Annotated in this window: 14 protein-coding genes and 1 pseudogene; 9 read left to right on the forward strand and 6 right to left on the reverse strand. The window is 63.6% G+C overall.

Annotated features, from left to right (window positions below):
- Positions 1-3: 3 nt before the first annotated feature.
- From K728_RS0104165 to K728_RS0104190, 6 genes and pseudogenes are all read right to left on the reverse strand, one after another.
- Positions 4-1,314 carry an ISL3 family transposase gene (locus K728_RS0104165; RefSeq protein ID WP_024475914.1) on the reverse strand — a complete coding sequence of 437 codons (1,311 nt, stop codon included), beginning with the start codon at positions 1,312-1,314 and terminating at the stop codon, positions 4-6.
- A gap of 222 nt (positions 1,315-1,536) precedes the next feature.
- On the reverse strand, positions 1,537-2,067 hold the full coding sequence (locus K728_RS0104170) for a hypothetical protein (RefSeq protein WP_024475954.1): 531 nt from the start codon (positions 2,065-2,067) through the stop codon (positions 1,537-1,539).
- A 578-nt stretch (positions 2,068-2,645) separates the two neighbouring features.
- Positions 2,646-3,463, reverse strand: a pseudogene (gene istB / locus K728_RS18375) (IS21-like element helper ATPase IstB).
- Positions 3,460-5,157, reverse strand: coding sequence for an IS21 family transposase (gene istA / locus K728_RS0104180; protein ID WP_024475955.1), 1,698 nt, complete (start codon positions 5,155-5,157; stop codon positions 3,460-3,462). The pseudogene istB and the gene istA overlap by 4 nt, the downstream one beginning before the upstream one ends.
- A 248-nt stretch (positions 5,158-5,405) precedes the next feature.
- Positions 5,406-6,047: an IS3 family transposase gene (locus K728_RS18380; protein ID WP_051317607.1), complete on the reverse strand. Its 642-nt coding sequence runs from the start codon at positions 6,045-6,047 to the stop codon at positions 5,406-5,408.
- On the reverse strand, positions 6,047-6,361 hold the full coding sequence (locus tag K728_RS0104190) for a transposase (protein ID WP_019481117.1): 315 nt from the start codon (positions 6,359-6,361) through the stop codon (positions 6,047-6,049). Before K728_RS0104190 ends, K728_RS18380 begins: the two co-directional genes overlap by 1 nt.
- 140 nt (positions 6,362-6,501) lie before the next feature.
- Between K728_RS0104190 and K728_RS0104195 the strand changes: the two genes are divergently transcribed.
- From K728_RS0104195 to K728_RS0104240, 9 genes are all read left to right on the forward strand, one after another.
- Positions 6,502-7,059: a hypothetical protein gene (locus tag K728_RS0104195; protein ID WP_237742084.1), complete on the forward strand. Its 558-nt coding sequence runs from the start codon at positions 6,502-6,504 to the stop codon at positions 7,057-7,059.
- Positions 7,060-7,348: 289 nt separating this feature from the next.
- The gene (locus K728_RS0104200; RefSeq protein WP_024475957.1) at positions 7,349-8,506 is read left to right on the forward strand and encodes a TerC family protein; all 1,158 of its coding nucleotides are present in this window, start codon (positions 7,349-7,351) and stop codon (positions 8,504-8,506) included.
- Positions 8,507-8,574: 68 nt separating this feature from the next.
- Positions 8,575-8,937 carry a helix-turn-helix transcriptional regulator gene (locus tag K728_RS0104205; protein ID WP_019481120.1) on the forward strand — a complete coding sequence of 121 codons (363 nt, stop codon included), beginning with the start codon at positions 8,575-8,577 and terminating at the stop codon, positions 8,935-8,937.
- A gap of 574 nt (positions 8,938-9,511) precedes the next feature.
- Positions 9,512-10,093 carry a dTMP kinase gene (locus tag K728_RS0104215; protein WP_019481122.1) on the forward strand — a complete coding sequence of 194 codons (582 nt, stop codon included), beginning with the start codon at positions 9,512-9,514 and terminating at the stop codon, positions 10,091-10,093.
- Between the two features lie 26 nt (positions 10,094-10,119).
- Positions 10,120-10,557, forward strand: a complete 438-nt coding sequence (locus tag K728_RS0104220) for a succinate dehydrogenase hydrophobic membrane anchor subunit (RefSeq protein ID WP_035747130.1) — start codon at positions 10,120-10,122, stop codon at positions 10,555-10,557.
- Positions 10,558-10,662: 105 nt separating this feature from the next.
- Positions 10,663-10,992 (forward strand): DUF3040 domain-containing protein, encoded by a 330-nt coding sequence (locus K728_RS18385; protein WP_019481124.1) that lies wholly within the window; start codon positions 10,663-10,665, stop codon positions 10,990-10,992.
- 297 nt (positions 10,993-11,289) lie between these two features.
- Positions 11,290-11,877, forward strand: a complete 588-nt coding sequence (locus tag K728_RS21785) for a hypothetical protein (protein ID WP_024475959.1) — start codon at positions 11,290-11,292, stop codon at positions 11,875-11,877.
- Between the two features lie 185 nt (positions 11,878-12,062).
- Positions 12,063-12,635 (forward strand): hypothetical protein, encoded by a 573-nt coding sequence (locus K728_RS0104235; RefSeq protein WP_019481126.1) that lies wholly within the window; start codon positions 12,063-12,065, stop codon positions 12,633-12,635.
- A gap of 330 nt (positions 12,636-12,965) precedes the next feature.
- Complete coding sequence (locus K728_RS0104240) at positions 12,966-14,276, forward strand: ISL3 family transposase (RefSeq protein ID WP_024475914.1); 1,311 nt, start codon at positions 12,966-12,968, stop codon at positions 14,274-14,276.
- The last annotated feature ends 3 nt before the right edge of the window (positions 14,277-14,279 follow it).

Consider the following 14,279-nt stretch of genomic DNA (forward strand, 5'->3'; position numbering starts at 1 on the left):
GGCTCATCGTAATTGGGAGTGTAGGTAGGGTCTGAAGCCGCCTGATTCCAGGAGTGATCGAGCGATGTAGTTGGTGATGTTCCGGAATCCGAGGGCTGAGCCGCGGAGGTGTTCGAGCCGCCCATTGATGGCCTCCGTGGGGCCGTTGCTGGTGCCGGGTCGGTCGAAGAACGCGAGTACGTCGGCGGCGCGTTGTTTCAGGGTCCGGCCGATTCGGCGGATCTCGACCAGGGCTGCGGGAACGCCGCTGGTGACGGAGTTGATCACTGCCTGCATCATCTGTTTCCCTTGTGTCTTATTCGGTTCCCTGTATGCGGCGACGATCCGCTGATAGATGCCCCAAGTAGCTTCGACCTCGAGGTGTTCCTCGGACGCGAAGACGGCCTCCAAGCGTGCGTTCTGTTTGTCGGTGAGCAAATCCGCGCCGGTATGCAGGGTCCGTCGGGCCCGGTAGAGCGGGTCACCGGCACGACCCCGATGCCCGAGCGTCGCCTGCTGAACACGTTGCCGGCACCGGTCCAACCCGTCGCTGGCAAGCCGAACAACATGAAACGGATCCATGACCGGCACCGCGTCCGGGAGCTCCTCCGTGGTCGCGGTCTTGAAGCCGGTGAACCCATCCATCGCCACCACTTCCACCCCGTCCCGCCATGCCTGCGGGCGGTCTGCGAGCCAGGTCTTGAAGACCTGTTTGGAGCGGCCTTCGACCATGTCCAGCAGCCGTGCCGGGCCCGTCTTCTCGCGGATCGGAGTCAGATCAATGATCACCGTGACGAACTTGTCGCCACGTCGGGTGTGCCGCCAGACGTGTTCGTCGACGCCGATCGCGGTCACCCCGTCGAACCGCTGCGGGTTATCGATCAGCCGCCGCTTGCCCTCCGCAAGGACGGCGCTGTTGGCGGTATGCCAGGACACTCCCAGACCGGCAGCGACCCGGGACACGGTGAGGTGATCGACCACGACCGCCTCGAGCGCCCACCTGAGTCCGCGACGCGAGATCTTCGCCCGGGGCTCAGCTGCTGCGTCCGTGTCCTGTCGCCAGGTGCGACCGCACTCGGTGCACCGGTAACGGCGTATCCGCACCAGCAACGTAGTCGGCCGGTGACCGAACGGCTCATGCGCCAACCGGCGCGTCACCGTGTCACGGAGCACACCCGCAGAGCCGCAGCCTCGGCACCACGGATTTGCCTGAACGACACGGCATTCGATCACCGCCCGACCCGGGCACAGCTGCTGGCCGACGGCTTCCAAGCCGAGTTCGTCGAGCCGGCAGAACGTCGTCAGATCAGGGGCATGAAAGGTAGCGTTGAGCACGTCGAGGTCTTTCGGATGGGCAGCGTAGGAACTTCCATCATCGGAAGGCCTCGACCTCTATCCCGCCTTCGACGCGCCCACACCGATCACCCCGGCTACACCCCACCCACACTCTCGTTTACGAAGAGCCGCTTAACGTCAGCTCCTGCAGAGCCCTGTTGATCCTTTCCCAGTACAGCTCATGGGCCTCAACGAAGGAGCGGCGGTACAGGCGTGGGCCAGTCAGTAGCGGGGAATGAGCGCCCGGATTCGATCGATCCCCTGGTCGCCGCGACTGACAGGAACCTCATGTCGATCGACCCACTGCCAGAAGCGCTCTGCCTCATCAAGGAGTTCCCGACAGAAAACTAAGGGATCAACGCGCAGTTTGGTTTCACCGATGGTGATCAGGGCGCCCCCACGGATCCGCTCGAGAATGATCGGGGTGGGCTGATCAGGGAAGTAGTCATGACCGCGACCGGTCACAAGGTAGCCCTCCACCACGTTCACCAGGTAGATCCAGAGGATCACAATGTCATCCCACTCAGGAATGCCCAGTAGCTGCACGCCATCCCACATGAGAGTGATGACTCCGTCGTTGTAGCTGAAGTGATGCGGGGTGCCAGCACGTAGCCAGGCTTTCTCTGCATGGTCCTCGTCGGCGAACAAGTCAACGACATACTTGTCCGGGTGAGCGGCGAGGTCGTCAGGGTCCTCGACCAGTCGTGTGAGGATTGCGGTTGTGCTCGTCAGCCGAGGTGTTCGTGGTTCCATACGCTGCTCCTTCCAAAGGTAAGGGATTCGCTCAAGCTCATACTGTCTTACAGACCTCCGACGTACTTCCGGCCGCTTATGAACGTGTCAACGTGATGCGGGACGACTGGGACGGTCTGATGCAGGACCGCCTTGCAGATCTCGGCGACCGTGGGCGGTTGCACGGGCGAGGATAATCGCCGTCCGACGTTGCAGGGCGTCGTCAGCCTTGAGTGGCGTCAGGGCTTTAACTTCGCCCGAAGGGGCCTGCAGCATCAGATGGAAGGCGTACCGTTTTCATCGATTTCACAAGAAGTAATACTCCAATTAGAAGAATGAAAAGAGCCAAGACAAGCAGAGCCTGATCACCTGATGTAGGAGGACAGCCGGCCGAGCTGTCATCGATCTCAGGGCAGCTTCGCCAGGGTTGCAGGAAAACTACGACGCTCCCTACCGCTCCAGAAAGAGTCAACAGGAGCCCCAACGCCGCGAACACGGTCTTCCTAGAAGTATTCATGCTTCATCGAATCATCCACTGAACCCTTTCGGAGTACTAGACCAAGGAACGACCTCGAGGGTGGCGGTGCGATTTCTGGCACTTAGCCAGCGTCTTGGTGGGCGAGGGTGTGGGCGAGGCGGTAGGAGTCGGTGCCGGTTTCGATGATGGTGCCGTTGAAGGTGAGCCGGTCGACGATGGCGGCGCAGAGGCGTGGGTCGGTGAAGGTTTTCGTCCACCCCGAGAAGGACTCGTTGGAGGCGATCGCGATCGAGTTCTTCTCCTCGCGTTCGGTGAGGACCTGAAAAAGAAGCTCGGCTCCGCGCCTGTCGAGCTCCATATAGCCGAGCTCGTCGATGCAGAGCAGATCGACCCGCCCGTAGCGGGCGATGGTCTTGGCGAGCATCTTCTCGTCCGCGGCTTCCACGAGTTCGTTCACGAGCCGGGTAGCCAACGTGTATCTCACCCGGTACCCCTTCTCCGCGGCCGCCGTGCCCAGCCCGATGAGCAGATGCGACTTCCCGGTTCCGGAGTCCCCGATGAGACACAGGGGCCGGCTCTTACGGATCCAGTCCCCGGTGGCCAACGTGTGGATCGTGGCGGGGTTGATGTTCGGGTTGGCGTCGAAGTCGAAGTCCCCAAGCCACTTGTTCCGCGGGAAGTTCGCAGCCTTCACCCGGCGCAGGGAGGATCTGCGGTCCCGGTCGTCGCACTCGGCCAGCAACAGCTCGGCCAGGAACCCCTGATAGGACAGCTGCTCCTTCCCGGCGACGGTCAACGCTTCGTCGAGGACCGCCCGGATCGTGGGTAGGCGCAGCCNCGCCGGCAGGCCTGATCCACGGCCGCGACGGCGGCCTGCTCGGTCAGCCCGCGGCGCCGGCGCAGGGTCGGGGTCACCGTCGTAGTGGTTGTGGGGGTCATGAGATGTTCTCCTTCGACGTTGCTCCTGGATGCGGGGCAGGGGTTGGCTGGGGGCGTTTCGCCAGCAACTCGTCATACACGCCAACAGATGGGACGGGCCGCGTATCTGCCGGAAGACCCGCAATGACCGCGGCCGGTTCCATCAGCCGGCGCTGGGTCAGACTGACAACGCGTTGCACTTCCTCGACGCCATGAGCGACACGATGGGCGTCCGAGTGACGGTCCAAACTGGACCCACCCTGAGCCGTTGCGGCGTGGCGGCGGGCTTCGACCGCGACGACGTCAGCGCTGACCGCGCCGACCCCGAGAGCCGCACTGATGCCGGCCAGGACGTCGTCGGCGTCGAGGGAGCGGTGGCGTAGCAGGACGTCGATGAGCTCCCGGGTCCCGTCCGCGTCACCGTTGACCCGTCGGGAAGCCGCCCAGAACGCTTCATGAGCGCTAGTGAACGAACCGGACTCCCGCGCCCTGGCCAGAGCCGTCGAGCCGGGCAGGGCACCGGGTTTGATCTTCAGGACCTCGAGGTAGTGATCGAGCTGCACCGACTGACCGTGCTTGACGATGATCCACTGATGCCGGGCCACCACAGTGCGTCCGTCGAAGACCACGACCTCGGACGCCCGGAGGGACACCCTGACCTTGCGTCCGATGAACCGTGCCGGAACCGAGTACTTCACCATCCGCACGGTGATCATCGAGGACCGGTCCACCCTGGGCGTCAGCACCAACCCCGGATCGAACGCCTCCACCGGCAGCGATGCCAGGAGCGGCCGCTCGGTAGCGAAGTCCTGCCCGATGGTTCGGATCCTGTCGTTGATCCGCCGGGAATCGTCCTGGGCTTCCCAAACCCGGATACGGTCGTTGAGCTCATCCAGGGACGCGACGGCGGGTATCGGGGAGAGCCGGTTGCGGCGGAACCAACCCACCTCACCCTCCACCCCGCCCTTCTCATGGGCCCCGTCAATGCCGGGCTGGCAGTAGAACGCGTCGAAGCCGTAATGGGAGCGGAACAACACCCACCGATCGTTCTCAACCCGCTGCCGTCCCTGCCCGAACACCACCGCGGTGACCGCACTGGTCAAGTTGTCGTAGCGGATGTGCTTGGTCGGGATGCCGCCCAGCACGGTGAACGCCTCGATATGACCTTCGAGGAACGCCTCCTGCGCCTGCGTCGGATAGACCCGGTGGATGGCCTTGCCGGAGTGGGAGAGCCGGTAGATGAACATGTGACACTTCGTCTTCACCCCGCCCAGCACCACCCAGAGCTCGCCGAAGTCCACCTCGGCCTCCGCACCCGGCGCGTGCTCCTGCGGGATGAACACCTCGACCCGGCGGCCGGCCTCCACATCGATCTGCGCCCGCCGGACCCTGACGTAGTCGCGCACCGTGGAATACGACAGCTCCTCGGCCCCGTGCTCGTCGATCAGCCGGGCCAGAATTCTCCGGGCGGTATGGCGTTGCTTCCGCGGCGCCGTCGTGTCCTCCAGGAGCATCGCGTCGATCGCCGGCTTGAATCCGTCCAACCGGGGTGCACTGCGCACCGGCACCTTCCGTGACGGCGGTACGGGACTCGCCAGGGCCTGCCGGACAGTGTCCCGGCCGACCTGATAACGCTTGGCAAGCTCACGGATCGATAGACCCTCGACCCGGGCGTCTCTACGAATGTTCGCGAACAACTCCATGCGCACCCTCATCCGAACCTCCACGGCCTCGTCCCATCACGTGGGAACAAGACTGGGGGTGGTCCCGAATCAAACCGTCACAACGATCCGGCGAGTCACAGGGTGGTCCTGAATCAAGCCGTCCTAGTGGTCCTGAACGAGGCTGTCATAATCATCCCGGGCCGCACGGGCCCGGGTGGGCCAGACGCGCCGGTGGTAGAACTCGGTTTTCAGGGTCGCGAAGAAGCTCTCTGCCATCGCGTTGTCCCAGCAAATACCGGTCAATCCCATGGAGCGGGTGATCCCGTTAGCGGCGGCGAACTCAGCGATCTGCGTTGAGGCGTACTGGGCCACCGGTCGCTGTGGAAGATCACCTGCGCCGGCGGATCCTGCCGCAAAGTCAGAGCCATCTGCAGGGCGTCCTGGATGAGGTCGGTACGCATGTGCTCAGCGATTGCCCAGCCGATCACACGGCGGGAGTGGGCGTCGATGACGGTCGCCAGGTACACCCATCCTTCCCACGTTCTCAGATAGGTGATGTCACCGACCCAGACCTGGTTCAGGGCCCCGGTGTCCCACCGTCGTTTCACCGCGTCCACCGGATACGCATCAGCATGGTCGATCACCGTGGTGGTCTTCCACCTCTTCGGGCAGATTCCGGCTAGGCCCAATGATTTCATGGCTTTCGCGACGGTCTTCCGGGACACAGTTTCGCCGTCGGCACGCAGGTCAGCCAGGATCCGCGGCGAGCCGTAAACCTCATCGGAATCACTGTGGAAGTAGGCAACTTTTCGCTCGATAACCTCCCGCCGGATCGCCGCCGGCGAAGGCACCCGCTCCAGCCAGGCGTAGTACCCGGACCGGGATACCCCGAGCAGGCGCACCATGCGGGTAATCGTGAAGTTCATCTTCTGCGCGTGCATCAGTTCGAACGCTTGGCGTTCGTATCCGAGGCTTCCTGGGCGAAGAAGAGAGACGCTTTTTTTAGGAACGCCCGATCAAGTTTCAGGTCCGCGTTCTCCTTGCGCAGCCTCTGCAACTCGGCCCGCTCGGACTCCGTGACCGCGGTCTCGCCGGTCTCGTTGCGGGCCTTGAAACTGTTCACCCACCGACCCAGTGAAGCCTCGCTAATCCCGAGCTCCCGGGCGACGACCGCGACCGGCCTGCCGGTATTGATCACCAGCTTCACGGCCTCGTCCTTGTACTCAGGAGTGAACTCCCGACGTGTCTTTCCCATAATGAACATTCTCTCTTGTGAGGTGTCCACTCAACGGGGGCAGGGCCAATGTCAGGCAGCTCAACGCTGATGGCCGGACCGCGGATGTGGAGGTCATCGAGTACCTTGTGCCTGACGTTTCTCAGCGGGAAGTCCTCGGGATGAGCGAGCTATCACGCGTGGAGCAGGAAGGCCGCGTGATTGATGACGCGGTCGTGATCGTTCACCCCTTCGAGGACCGGGACCTGGAAGCGATCCGCAGCGTGGTCGCGGCTGGGTTGATCGAGCGGTTGTTCGTCATGGTGTGGTCACCTGATGACAGGATCCGGACCTGGCTCGACAGTGCAGGAGCCGTGAACCTCCATACCGGTGTGGCGATGTCAGCGCCGGACCTTCTCATGGTCGCTGCCGCGGAGATCTTCGTCTATCACCAGTACAACGGGCTCAGTTCTGGCCCTGGCAAAGACGCGGTCGTTCAGATCGTTCGTGCCTTCGCCGCTGAGGGTTACCCCATCGACGTCGACCCGTGGCTGCGGGCGTACTTTGCTGCTGGCGGCACCTTCCGTCATGCAGAGTCCATCGCCCGTCTCATCAAGGAGATGGCAACGGGCGTCAAGCACCGGGTAACGCCGAGGTACGGAACAAACATCGTGGCGACGCTCCGGGATCAGATCGTCGATCCGGACGACCGAACCGCACCAGCGTCGCCAAGCTGGTGACCTTGTATCGTGCCGCAGTTTTCGCCGGACCGCAGCACGTGCACGCACCATCGCTGAAACCGCGGACGCGGATAGGGACGTCCAGCCGATGAAGCTCGTGCTGACCTGTGTTCCAGGCAAACCTTCCCTCAACAGGCGAAGTGTGGTTCACTAGTTTTCATGTGGAGGGGAGTATCCCCCAGTCAGTCCGTCGTCACTACGAGAGTCCCTGCACTCTCCGGCGGGCAGGGCCTTCAGAGGCCGGGAGAGACCTCCAGTTAATTCGATACTGACTGGAAGTAGGTACCCCTTGAACGTCCCCCTCTGGGTCTGGTTCGCCGTCATCGGCTTCATCCTCGTGATGCTGATCGTGGACCTCGTCGCTCACCGCAAAGCCCATGTCATCAGCGTCCGCGAAGCGGCAGCCTGGTCGGCAGTGTGGGTGTTCTTCGGCGTCGCGTTCGGCGCGATCATCTGGCGGTTCTGGGGCGCCGAATTCGGCCAGCAGTACTTCGCCGGCTACCTCATCGAGAAATCCTTGGCCGTCGACAACGTCTTCGTCTGGGCCATCATCTTCACGTTCTTCGCCGTTCCCCGGGAGTACCAGCACCGGGTCCTGTTCTTCGGTGTCCTCGGCGCCCTAGTCTTCCGGGCCATCTTCATCGCCGCCGGATCCGCGATCATCGCCAGCGCCGGCTGGGTCCTCTACCTGTTCGCCGCGTTCCTGCTCTTCACCGGATACCGGATGCTCGTTCAGCGCAACGAACACATCGACCCCTCGAAGTCCCGGGCCCTGAAACTGTTCCGCCGCCACGTGCCCATGACCGACGCCTTCCACGGCCAGCGGTTCCTCATCCGCAAGAACGGGGTCCTGCTCGCCACACCCCTGCTGGCCGTCCTCGTCCTCGTGGAAGTCACCGACATCATCTTCGCCGTCGATTCCATCCCCGCGATCTTCGCCGTCACCGACGAAGTGTTCCTCGTCTTCACCGCCAACGCCTTCGCGATCCTGGGGCTCCGCGCCATGTACTTCCTCCTCGCCGACCTCATCCACCGCTTCGTGTACCTGAAGATCGGGCTCGCCATGGTCCTGATCTGGGTGGGCATCAAGATGGCCCTGAAGATCGACGTCTTCTACATCCCCACGCCGATCTCCCTCGCCGTCATCACCACCATCCTCACCATCTCCATCGCCGCCAGCCTCATCAAGACCCGCGGCCAGGAACGCCACGAACCGCCGGCACCCGTGGAACCGCCCTTCCGCACAGCCGACGACGCCGAGATCGCAGCACTGCAGCCTGTGTGGACGCGCACCCGCAAGGTAGCCGCCACGCACGGTGGGACAACCGGCACCTCATCCGCTGGACGTCCCGCGGAAAATCCGGCGGCGGGTCCGACCATCAGAGAGGACCGCGCAGGAGACGATCGTTCCGCTGACGGAGACCGTCAGGACACGCCTCGCCACTGATCCCTCATCGGACGCGTGCAGACGATTGTCTCCGACCACAAACCGTCCATCCCTGAAAGGGACCACCGATGCAGCCAGGATCCAGCAACCGCAGCTCCGGAACGTCCGACTCGGCTACCGCACCTCCGCGGATAGTCCCGCACCAGTGGACGTTCCTCACCAATCACGGTCATGTGCTGCTGGTCATCGCGACAAACCCGAACCCTTTGGTCGAGGACATCGCGGCGACTGTGGGGATCACCCCGCGAGCCACGTTGCAGATCCTCAAGGACCTCGAGGACTCCGGCTACCTCCACCGGCTCCGTGAAGGCCGGCGGACCCGCTACACCATCGACCCGCACCAGCACTTCCGCCACCCGACCACGTCCCAGAAGGAGATCGGCGAACTCCTGGCGATCTTCTCCCACTCCCCCGGCAGCGGAAAACACTAGCCCTACAACCAGCACGACAACCGGTACCACGACCAGTACGACTGTCAGCTCGACCGCCAGCACGACAGCTGGCATCACGAAAGGAACACACCATCACATCTCGTACAGCACTGCTCCTTGGTTCCGGACTCCTCGTCATCGGGGCACTGTCCATCACCGGATGCGATGACACACAGCTGCCCCAGGTACCAGGAGTGGAAGAACAGGAAGACACCGACAACCAGGACAACAACCCCGATGAAGGTCAGGAAGAAGAGCAACAGGACGGGCAGGACGACGAGCAGGAGAACGACGAGCAGGAGGACAACTAGGAGCAGTCTCGGCTTCCACGATCCGCGACGAACGAAAGGAGTAGAGGACATGGAAGGAAGGCCGTACGACCTCCGTCGGGGGTTCGGTCCACCCGATGGGCGACGAACAAGCCGCAGGAGCGCATCAGGTGCATTTCCAGTGCTCCCCCGCTGATCCAGGGTTCGCTCTCGACGCCAGCTCTGCAGCAGCGCAGAGCCCGGGCCCTGGTTCGGAAGGTAGCGGTGCAGCTCCGAGGCGTCGCCACACTGGACGGGGACGGACCATGATCATCGTTCTCGTTGGTATCGACGGTGCGGGTAAGAGCACGGCCGGCCGTCTGCTGGCGCAGCAACTCAACGCCGCCGACTATCCGGCAGCGTTCCGCAGGAACGAATCCGGTCGGCGCAGCCTGGCTGCGTGGTGTGGCCGATCCGGCCTTCACCCTCCCGAGGCAGCACTTGACGCGCTGGAGACGGTTCTTCGCTGCGCGAACGTCCTGATCTCGCACGCGCGAGCCCGGACAGGCCCCGGCGTCGTTGTCATGGACCGGTACCTTCACTGCCAGCTCGCGCTCCGCCGTGCGCGCGGCCTGCGTGTGGGCCGGCTGCTTCCGTTCCTCCTCACCGTCCTGCCCACTCCTGATGTCGTCTTCTACTTCGACGTTCCCGTCGACGTGGCGCACGCGAGGATCACGGGCAGGGCCGTGGACACCGAGACCATCGAGCACCTGCAACGGTTCGACGACGCCTACCAGGGACTCGACGCTTTCCCGTCCTTCATCGTCCTCGACGCCAGCCGTTCGGCGGAGGAACTGGTCGAAGACATGCTGCAGGAACTGGGGATGTGCGGGCTGGGGTTGCAGTGACGCGGCCTCAACGCAATCCCGTCAGGATGCCGGTCACTCCCCCGCGGAGCCGCCCACACGCCCGAAGCAACTTCGAGCTCCTCGGCTGGCTGTTCATGCGGTGGTCCGGGGCCGTCCTACTCATCATGATTTTCACGCACCTGTTCGTGAACCTGGTGCTCGGGGATGGCATCAACCAGATCGACTTCGCGTTCGTCGCCGGGAAATGGGCGCACCCCTTCTGGCAGTGGTTCGACCTGATCATGCTGTGGCTGGCCATGCTCCACGGCACCAACGGGTTGCGCGTCATCATCAACGACTACACGGACACCGCCTGGATGCGCTTGTGCCTCAAGAGCGTCCTCCTGACCTGCACAGGCGTGATCATCGCGCTCGGATCGCTGGTCATCTTCACGTTCGATCCCTGCCCTCCCGGCGCCTCCGACGATGCGCTGCCCGCATGGTGCCCGACCGGGCCGCCCTAGGCCCGGATCCCCCAGGACAGATCCCTGCAGGATGATCCCGCCGTGCATGGACGTGCGACCCAACACCAGGACCCAAGCCCCACGTGAGAAGAGAAAGTGACTGTCATGCCCCTGTCGGACGAAGAACGATCCCGCTTCGACGAGCTCGCACGGCGTCTCGCAGCCGAAGAACCCGAACTTGCCCAACGCCTTCAACACACGATTTCGCCGCGCCGCACATCCCGCCGCCGGAAAGCGGCGTTCGTGACGATCCTGGGAGGAATACTGATCGTCCTGCTCTCCATCGCAGTGTCCATCCCGGTCGTCGGGATCGCCGGTTTCCTCACCATGATCGCCGGCGGTCTCATCGGAACGCCCCCACCTCGCCCAGAACGAACGGACGTGACGCCGCCAGCGGACCCAAAGGCTCCACGATCGAACACGACACCCCACTGAGAAGAACCGAGCCGAGCCAGAAGCGCCCGTGGGCTGGGACGCGCCACACCACAGCCCCGCCGACCAGTCGCACGCGGACACGTGTGGACAGCAGAACGGAAGCGATCGCCATGTCAGGGCGCCGGTTCTTCCCCTAAATAGGTGAAGTATGTTTCACTTATCTCAATGGAGGGTAGTATCCCCACATCCGGTTCGTCGTCATTACGAGAGTCCCTGAACTCTCCGGCGAGCAGGGTCGCATGAAGCGGCCGGGAGAGACCTCCAGTTGGTGCAACAACCGACTGGAAGCAGGCCACCATGACCCTGTCAGACCGCACGATGATCACCTCGAGCGCACATCACCGGCGTCCGCCCTCACCCCCACGTCCACGCCGGGTCGTCACGCAGGGCCTCATCGAGGGGGTACGAGCAGAAGCTCCTCCCGCGAAACACAGGGCAGGAAGAACGCTTGCCCTGAAGGCGGTGTACGTCGGACTGCTCGCTCTGACATTGTGCGGGTGTTCCTTCACCAACCCCGTGGCGACACAGATGAACGACTCGCTCACCGACGGCGCTCACGCATCAAGCGGGAATGTGCGGCTGCAGAACATGCTGATAGTAGGTACCTCCGCTCAGGAGCCTGGCCGGGTGCTGGGCACGATCATCAATGACACGGAGGAGGACCTCATGGTGGGTTTCAGCGTCGCGGGTCAGACCGAAAGCGTCCTCGTTCGCGGCGAGAACTCCGTCCACCTCGAACGGACGACACCACTGCTCGTCGATCAGGTAGGTGCCGACCCGGGCTCCGTGGTTCCGGTGAAGGTCACCTCCGCCGACGAGTCCCTGATCGTCAAGGTGCCGGTCCTGAACGATTCGCTGCCCTACTACTCCCCTTACATGCCCTGACACTCCCCGCCTCGGCGGCGATCCGTCACTCCTAGTGCAACTCATCGTCACGATGTACTCCTGTGATCTCGTGTCGCCCGCCGGCACTGGCGGGTGGGGCCGACTCGACCTGAGATACTCATCGAAACCTAGCGACGGGCGCTGATCGAGGTCGACCCGGGCACGACGTGCACGAAAAGGAATCCATGAGTCAGGACCGCTTGAAGAGGCGCCCTCATCGGCTCGTCCAGGACCTGATCTATCAGCTCTTTCACTTACGTTCGGAGCGGCCGCTCAGCAAGGAGGACGCATCGAGCAGGATCACGGCCTTCGTCTACGGAGACATCCTGATTCTGGCCGCGCTCATCGCCCTGTACCCGGAGGACCTACTCACCAGCAAAGCCCTGATCTACATCATCGGAACCGGTACATCGACGTTCATCGCACACGTGCTGGCCGAACATGTCGGCGTCCGGGTGACTGCACCCGACCAGGCCACGACACCTCACCTTCGAAAAGAGGCATGGCACGCTGTGCCCATCGCGTCCGCAGCGGTTGGGCCCGCGCTTTTCATGACGGCTGCTTTGGTGGGGTGGGTTGATCCGGGACTAGCGCTGCAGCTGGCGATCATCATCACCGTCGTTCGGCTGGCAAGCCTCGGCTGGGTGGTCGGACATCTTCGAGGCGAACGGGCTGCCCCGCAGACATTCATCCTGGGCATCGTCCTGGCCGCACTGTGCCTCGCAGCGGCGTTACTCAAAGCCGTGATCACCGCCTAGAACATCCCCGCCGTCGACGTCTCGGCCCCGCACCGGTCAACCGGAGGCGCGCAACGACAGGCACCACGGCCTGAACTTCCAGCACTGGACGGTCCCCCCGGGCAAGCTCGCCCTCACGCTCCTCCAGTTGATCGGCGCTGGAGGCGGCCCTCTCCCTGTCGGCCTGGCAGCGGAACGTCTCGCGCTACACATCCTTAACTGGCTCTTCGTAAACGAGAGTGTGGGTGGGGTGTAGCCGGGGTGATCGGTGTGGGCGCGTCGAAGGCGGGATAGAGGTCGAGGCCTTCCGATGATGGAAGTTCCTACGCTGCCCATCCGAAAGACCTCGACGTGCTCAACGCTACCTTTCATGCCCCTGATCTGACGACGTTCTGCCGGCTCGACGAACTCGGCTTGGAAGCCGTCGGCCAGCAGCTGTGCCCGGGTCGGGCGGTGATCGAATGCCGTGTCGTTCAGGCAAATCCGTGGTGCCGAGGCTGCGGCTCTGCGGGTGTGCTCCGTGACACGGTGACGCGCCGGTTGGCGCATGAGCCGTTCGGTCACCGGCCGACTACGTTGCTGGTGCGGATACGCCGTTACCGGTGCACCGAGTGCGGTCGCACCTGGCGACAGGACACGGACGCAGCAGCTGAGCCCCGGGCGAAGATCTCGCGTCGCGGACTCAGGTGGGCGCTCGAGGCGGTCGTGGTCGATCACCTCACCGTGTCCCGGGTCGCTGCCGGTCTGGGAGTGTCCTGGCATACCGCCAACAGCGCCGTCCTTGCGGAGGGCAAGCGGCGGCTGATCGATAACCCGCAGCGGTTCGACGGGGTGACCGCGATCGGCGTCGACGAACACGTCTGGCGGCACACCCGACGTGGCGACAAGTTCGTCACGGTGATCATTGATCTGACTCCGATCCGCGAGAAGACGGGCCCGGCACGGCTGCTGGACATGGTCGAAGGCCGCTCCAAACAGGTCTTCAAGACCTGGCTCGCAGACCGCCCGCAGGCATGGCGGGACGGGGTGGAAGTGGTGGCGATGGATGGGTTCACCGGCTTCAAGACCGCGACCACGGAGGAGCTCCCGGACGCGGTGCCGGTCATGGATCCGTTTCATGTTGTTCGGCTTGCCAGCGACGGGTTGGACCGGTGCCGGCAACGTGTTCAGCAGGCGACGCTCGGGCATCGGGGTCGTGCCGGTGACCCGCTCTACCGGGCCCGACGGACCCTGCATACCGGCGCGGATTTGCTCACCGACAAACAGAACGCACGCTTGGAGGCCGTCTTCGCGTCCGAGGAACACCTCGAGGTCGAAGCTACTTGGGGCATCTATCAGCGGATCGTCGCCGCATACAGGGAACCGAATAAGACACAAGGGAAACAGATGATGCAGGCAGTGATCAACTCCGTCACCAGCGGCGTTCCCGCAGCCCTGGTCGAGATCCGCCGAATCGGCCGGACCCTGAAACAACGCGCCGCCGACGTACTCGCGTTCTTCGACCGACCCGGCACCAGCAACGGCCCCACGGAGGCCATCAATGGGCGGCTCGAACACCTCCGCGGCTCAGCCCTCGGATTCCGGAACATCACCAACTACATCGCTCGATCACTCCTGGAATCAGGCGGCTTCAGACCCTACCTACACTCCCAATTACGATGAGCC

It is taken from the genome of Arthrobacter sp. CAL618 (genome assembly GCF_000468215.1).
GTDB lineage: Bacteria > Actinomycetota > Actinomycetes > Actinomycetales > Micrococcaceae > Arthrobacter_D.

Bases quoted from the DNA above. Each gene is read 5' to 3' on its own strand.
- K728_RS0104190 (WP_019481117.1), bottom strand. From the start codon at position 6,361: ATGGGAAAGACACGTCGGGAGTTCACTCCTGAGTACAAGGACGAGGCC.
- K728_RS21785 (WP_024475959.1), top strand. From the start codon at position 11,290: ATGACCCTGTCAGACCGCACGATGATCACCTCGAGCGCACATCACCGG.
- K728_RS18380 (WP_051317607.1), bottom strand. From the start codon at position 6,047: ATGCACGCGCAGAAGATGAACTTCACGATTACCCGCATGGTGCGCCTG.
- K728_RS0104215 (WP_019481122.1), top strand. From the start codon at position 9,512: ATGATCATCGTTCTCGTTGGTATCGACGGTGCGGGTAAGAGCACGGCC.
- K728_RS0104205 (WP_019481120.1), top strand. From the start codon at position 8,575: ATGCAGCCAGGATCCAGCAACCGCAGCTCCGGAACGTCCGACTCGGCT.
- K728_RS0104170 (WP_024475954.1), bottom strand. From the start codon at position 2,067: ATGGAACCACGAACACCTCGGCTGACGAGCACAACCGCAATCCTCACA.
- K728_RS0104220 (WP_035747130.1), top strand. From the start codon at position 10,120: ATGCCGGTCACTCCCCCGCGGAGCCGCCCACACGCCCGAAGCAACTTC.
- istA (WP_024475955.1), bottom strand. From the start codon at position 5,157: ATGAGGGTGCGCATGGAGTTGTTCGCGAACATTCGTAGAGACGCCCGG.
- K728_RS18385 (WP_019481124.1), top strand. From the start codon at position 10,663: ATGCCCCTGTCGGACGAAGAACGATCCCGCTTCGACGAGCTCGCACGG.
- K728_RS0104195 (WP_237742084.1), top strand. From the start codon at position 6,502: ATGAGCGAGCTATCACGCGTGGAGCAGGAAGGCCGCGTGATTGATGAC.
- K728_RS0104235 (WP_019481126.1), top strand. From the start codon at position 12,063: ATGAGTCAGGACCGCTTGAAGAGGCGCCCTCATCGGCTCGTCCAGGAC.